Source organism: Pseudescherichia vulneris, assembly GCF_902164725.1.
Lineage (GTDB): Bacteria > Pseudomonadota > Gammaproteobacteria > Enterobacterales > Enterobacteriaceae > Pseudescherichia > Pseudescherichia vulneris.
The window spans coordinates 4,208,617-4,214,149 of record NZ_LR607338.1; the positions used below are offsets into that span (position 1 = coordinate 4,208,617).

Genomic DNA, 5,533 nt, shown 5'->3' on the forward strand with positions numbered 1-5,533 from the left:
ATCGGCCTTTTCCGGAAAAGTGAAATCATGGCCGTCGATCGGAAATTAAACTTTGCTAATGTTGCGGTTAAGCATTTTCCCCTTACTGACAACGGGAAGGTAGATTGGTGGCGAGACCATAAACAGATTCTGAAGGAAAAATTCAGCATCCCTGTTCCGGCTAAAAACGGAGACTGGTACATCAGCGTTTGGAATTATGGCGACGGATTTAAGGCAAAACCAAATGGCGACATCAGAATTTTTAACGCCGATACCCAGGATATGCTGTGCTTCGACAATGATGAAAGTAAATGCATCGACAAAGATCTACTGATGCGCATCGAGGGCAACAGGGATGGTAGTGTGGATATACAAGTCGGTGATAAAACGATAGCTGTTAAGTCATAAATGCATAAGGCCCCATGTAAACTGGGGTCTAGCTGAGCAAAGCCAAGACTGGTCTGCGATTTAACCAGTGATCCCCATCACACTCTTTTTCCCGTTCACAAACTGTTAAAACCGCTTACATCTCTCCTGCGACCGCTTACCCCTGACATTCAACCGTTCGGCCACTTATTGGCCGCTTTCTCTCCACTGTTTGCCATGATTCATAGTGAAAAATTAACAATTTAACACTCCTACTCCTGTAATCTTTTTCATATAGCCAGGTCTAATATGGATAATAAAAAGCTACTCAAGCACATACCCTGGATGATCCTCGGGATCATCGGTGCTTTCTGTCTGGCGGTTGTCGCCTTACGGCGGGGTGAAAACGTAAGCGCCCTGTGGATCGTCGTTGCGTCGGTCTCCGTTTACCTCGTGGCCTATCGCTACTACAGCCTCTACATCGCGCAGAAGGTCATGAAGCTCGACCCGACCCGCGCCACCCCGGCGGTCATTAACAATGACGGCCTGAACTACGTCCCGACCAACCGTAACGTGCTGTTTGGTCACCACTTTGCCGCTATCGCCGGGGCAGGCCCGCTGGTCGGCCCGGTGCTGGCCGCGCAGATGGGCTACCTGCCCGGCACGCTCTGGCTGCTGGCAGGCGTCGTGCTGGCCGGTGCGGTGCAGGACTTTATGGTGCTGTTTATCTCCTCCCGCCGTAACGGCGCTTCTCTCGGGGAGATGATCAAAGAGGAGATGGGTCCGGTGCCGGGCACTATCGCCCTCTTCGGCTGCTTCCTGATCATGATTATCATCCTCGCCGTACTGGCGCTGATCGTCGTTAAGGCGCTGGCGGAGAGCCCGTGGGGCGTCTTCACCGTCTGCTCCACCGTGCCAATCGCGCTGTTTATGGGGATCTACATGCGATTCCTGCGCCCGGGCCGCGTGGGCGAAGTGTCGGTGATTGGTATCGTGCTGCTGGTGGCCTCTATCTACTTCGGCGGCGTGATTGCGGCCGACCCGTACTGGGGCCCGGCGCTGACCTTTAAAGACACCACCATCACCTTCACCCTGATTGGCTATGCGTTTGTCTCCGCCCTGCTGCCGGTGTGGCTGATCCTCGCCCCGCGTGACTACCTGGCGACCTTCCTGAAGATCGGCGTTATCGTCGGCCTGGCCATTGGTATCGTGATCCTCAACCCAGAGCTGAAGATGCCCGCCATGACCCAGTACATTGACGGTACCGGTCCGCTGTGGAAAGGCGCGCTGTTCCCGTTCCTGTTTATCACCATCGCCTGTGGCGCAGTCTCCGGCTTCCACGCGCTGATCGCCTCCGGCACCACGCCGAAGCTGCTGGCCTGTGAAACCGACGCCCGCTTTATCGGCTACGGCGCGATGCTGATGGAATCCTTCGTGGCGATTATGGCGCTGGTGGCGGCCTCGATTATCGAGCCAGGCCTCTACTTTGCCATGAATACCCCGCCTGCCGGTCTGGGTATCGTGATGCCGAACCTGCACGAGCTAGGCGGGGCGAACGCCCCGGCGATCATGGCGCAGCTGCAGGACGTCACGGCCCATGCCGCCGCTACGGTCAGCTCCTGGGGCTTTGTCATCACCCCTGAGCAGATCCTGCAAACCGCGAAGGATATCGGTGAGCCGTCCGTGCTGAACCGCGCCGGCGGTGCGCCGACCTTGGCTGTCGGTATTGCCCACGTGTTCCACAAAATTCTGCCGTGGGCGGACATGGGCTTCTGGTATCACTTCGGCATTCTGTTCGAAGCGCTGTTTATCCTGACCGCGCTGGATGCCGGGACCCGCTCTGGCCGCTTTATGCTGCAGGATCTGCTGGGTAACTTCGTGCCGTTCCTGAAGAAAACCGACTCTCTGGTGGCGGGTATTATCGGTACCGCAGGCTGCGTGGGCCTCTGGGGCTACCTGCTCTATCAGGGCGTGGTGGATCCGCTGGGCGGCGTGAAGAGCTTGTGGCCGCTGTTCGGCATCTCTAACCAGATGCTGGCCGCCGTAGCGCTGGTGCTGGGTACCGTGGTGCTGGTTAAGATGCAGCGTACCAAGTACATCTGGGTGACCGTAGTACCGGCAGTCTGGCTGCTGATCTGCACCACCTGGGCGCTGGGGCTGAAGCTGTTCAGCGACAACCCGCAGATGGAAGGCTTCTTCTACATGGCGAACCAGTACAAAGCGCGTATTGCTGCCGGTAGCGAGCTGACCGCCCAGGAAGTGGCGAACATGAACCACATCGTGGTGAACAACTACACCAACGCCGGGCTGAGTATCCTCTTCCTCGTGGTGCTGTACAGCATCATCTTCTACGGGTTCAAAACCTGGATGAAGGCCCGCAACAGCACGGTTCGCACGGATAAAGAGACGCCATACGTGCCGGTGCCGGAAGGCGGCGTGAAGACCTCTTCACACCACTAGTCATTGACGGAACGCCGGATAGCACTGCGCTTATCCGGCCTACGTTTCTCGGCCCGGCAATCTTGCCGGGCTTTTGTAATTTCTGGATGGCATTATGTTTGGTAACTTAGGCGAAGCAAAAAAGTATCTCGGCCAGGCCGCGAAAATGCTGATTGGGATTCCTGACTATGACAACTACGTCGAGCATATGAAGACCAATCACCCGGATAAGCCCTACATGACCTATAACGAGTTCTTCCGCGAGCGACAGGAAGCACGCTATGGCAGCGGCGGAAGCAGCTGCTGTTAGGAGACACTATGACACCCATTGCAGTAACGCTTCTTACCGGTTTTCTTGGCGCGGGCAAAACCACCCTGCTGCGCCACATCCTTAACGAACAGCACGGCTACAAAATTGCGGTCATCGAGAACGAGTTTGGTGAAGTCTCCGTTGACGATCAGCTGATTGGCGATCGCGCCACGCAGATCAAAACCCTGACCAACGGCTGCATCTGCTGCTCCCGCTCCAACGAGCTGGAGAGCGCCCTGCTGGATCTGCTCGACGGCCTCGACCGGGGCGATATCGCCTTTGACCGGCTGGTGATCGAGTGCACTGGCATGGCCGATCCCGGCCCGATTATTCAGACCTTCTTCTCCCACGAGATCCTCTGCCAGCGCTACCTGCTGGACGGCGTCATTGCCCTGGTGGATGCGGTGCATGCCGACGGGCAGATGAACCAGTTCACCCTCGCCCAGTCGCAGGTAGGCTATGCCGACCGCATTCTGTTGACCAAAACCGACGTGGCGGGTAGTGCCGAGGCCCTGCGCGAGCGGCTCCAGCGCATCAACGCTCGGGCACCGATCTATACCGTCACCCACGGCGACATCGACCTGGCGCTGCTGTTTAATACCAATGGCTTTATGCTGGAGGAGAACGTCGTGCCCGCGACGCCGCGCTTCCACTTTATGGCGGATAAGCAGAACGCTATTTCGTCTATCGTGGTGGAGCTAGACTACCCGGTAGAGATTAGCGCGGTCTCCCGAGTGATGGAGAACCTGCTGCTCAGCTTTGCCGAGAGGCTGCTGCGCTATAAGGGGATGCTGTGGATCGACGGCGAACCTAACCGCCTGCTGTTTCAGGGCGTGCAGCGTCTCTATAGCGCCGACTGGGACCGCCCCTGGGACGACGAGCCGCCGCACAGCACGCTGGTGTTTATCGGCGTCCAGCTGCCAGAGGAGGAGATCCGGGCGGCATTTGCTGAGTTAAAAACCCGGTGACCCGCGATATTCTGCAAACCTTCTGGCGCTCGCCGCTACTGCCGGGAGTGGAGTTACGCTCCACCTGGCAGAGCCGCCAGGCATACAAGACGCACAGCCACGCCCAACTGTCGATTGGTGCCATTGTCGAGGGGCAAACCCGCTGCGTCTGTAATGGCGAAACGTATTTGCTCTCGCCGGGGGATGTGATCATCATTCCCGCGCATGTCCCGCACAGCTGCAATCCGGTGGACGGGCAGCCTCGCAGTTACCATATGCTCTACATCGAAACGGATTTTCATCCCGCGCCCCAAATTGTGCGGAGCGAATCCCTGTTCCGTCACTATCTGCAAGCCATTGAGAACCTCTCTTCTCAGGCAGTCGAGACGCTGCTCGCCGCGCTTCCCGCTGAGCCCGCCCAACCTGCCACGCTGCGCCCTACCAGCCTACAGCTGCAGGAAACGCTGCTTGAAAACCTGGTGGCTCCGCCCTCACTGGATGCGCTGGCTCATCAGTTTTCCTTACGCAAAGAGACGCTGATCCGCACCTTTAAGCAGGACAGTGGCCTGACGCCCATCACCTTTCTCAATAGCGCCCGGATTGAGTTTGCCAAAACGCGCCTGCGCGCCGGGGCGGATATTGCCGACGTTGGCTACCAAAGCGGCTTTGCCGATCAGAGCCACTTCCATAAGACCTTTGTCAGCTATACCGCTGCCACGCCGCGCCAGTACGCCACGGGCCGATCAATATCTGACAATAATTAATGTCCCGTACGCCGTAGGATGGCCTCAATTTTCTTTTCTGAGGTCGCTATGGATCTGTTACATACCCTGTTTCCCGCCGCGTTTGCCATGTTGGCGCTGTCGCACTTTGTCGCTCTGCTCAGCCCCGGCCCGGACTTCTTTCTGTTGACGGGCTACGCTATCCGCTACCGCCTGCGCGGCAGCATCGGGCTGTGCGTTGGCATCGCCGCGGGCAATGCCCTCTATATCGCGCTGGCGATTGTTGGCTGGAGCGAACTTCGCCGCTCACCCCTGCTGTTTTCCCTGATCGAAGTGGCCGGGGCGGCGTACCTGCTGTGGATTGGTAGCCAGCTTATTCGCAGCAGGCCGGGCAATCTCGCCCTACAAGGGGGCGATGCTGGCCGCCCGTCTCTGGTGAAGCAGGTGCTGATGGGACTGGCTTCGGCACTGCTCAACCCGAAAAACGCTCTCTTCTACCTGGCGCTGATGGCCTCGCTGCTGGGCCCCAACGTTACGCTGCTCCAGCAGTCGGTAAGCGGCATCTGGATGGTCATCGTGGTGCTGGTATGGGATCTGCTGGTGGTGGTGCTGATTGGTTTGCCGCCAGTGCAAAAACGCCTCTCGGCGGCGGTAGCCGTTATCGAGCGGATAGCCGGTGCAGTGCTGATGGGATTTGGGGTATGGATTTTAGCAACGTGGTTTTTTGCCGGACCCTAGGTCCGGCAAGCGTAAATCCCGCTGGCTACACT

The 5,533-nt window shown here is 58.0% G+C and carries 6 protein-coding genes; all 6 read left to right on the plus strand.

The window, feature by feature from the left end; all coding sequences use genetic code 11:
- A partial coding sequence (locus tag FN633_RS17550) for a DUF943 family protein (protein WP_208674140.1) occupies positions 1–387 on the plus strand: 387 nt, incomplete at its 5' end.
- A gap of 267 nt (positions 388–654) precedes the next feature.
- Entirely contained in the window at positions 655–2,805 is a 2,151-nt protein-coding gene (locus FN633_RS17555) for a carbon starvation CstA family protein (RefSeq protein WP_154058635.1), read from the plus strand.
- Between the two features lie 94 nt (positions 2,806–2,899).
- A complete protein-coding gene (locus FN633_RS17560; protein ID WP_042388298.1) occupies positions 2,900–3,094 on the plus strand; it encodes a YbdD/YjiX family protein in 195 nt (64 codons plus the stop codon).
- An 8-nt stretch (positions 3,095–3,102) separates the two neighbouring features.
- Positions 3,103–4,062: a GTPase gene (gene yjiA, locus FN633_RS17565; RefSeq protein ID WP_154058637.1), complete on the plus strand. Its 960-nt coding sequence runs from the start codon at positions 3,103–3,105 to the stop codon at positions 4,060–4,062.
- Positions 4,059–4,805 (plus strand): helix-turn-helix domain-containing protein, encoded by a 747-nt coding sequence (locus FN633_RS17570; RefSeq protein ID WP_154058639.1) that lies wholly within the window; start codon positions 4,059–4,061, stop codon positions 4,803–4,805. Before yjiA ends, FN633_RS17570 begins: the two co-directional genes overlap by 4 nt.
- Before the next feature lie 48 nt (positions 4,806–4,853).
- A complete protein-coding gene (locus FN633_RS17575; protein ID WP_154058641.1) occupies positions 4,854–5,501 on the plus strand; it encodes a LysE family translocator in 648 nt (215 codons plus the stop codon).
- The last annotated feature ends 32 nt before the right edge of the window (positions 5,502–5,533 follow it).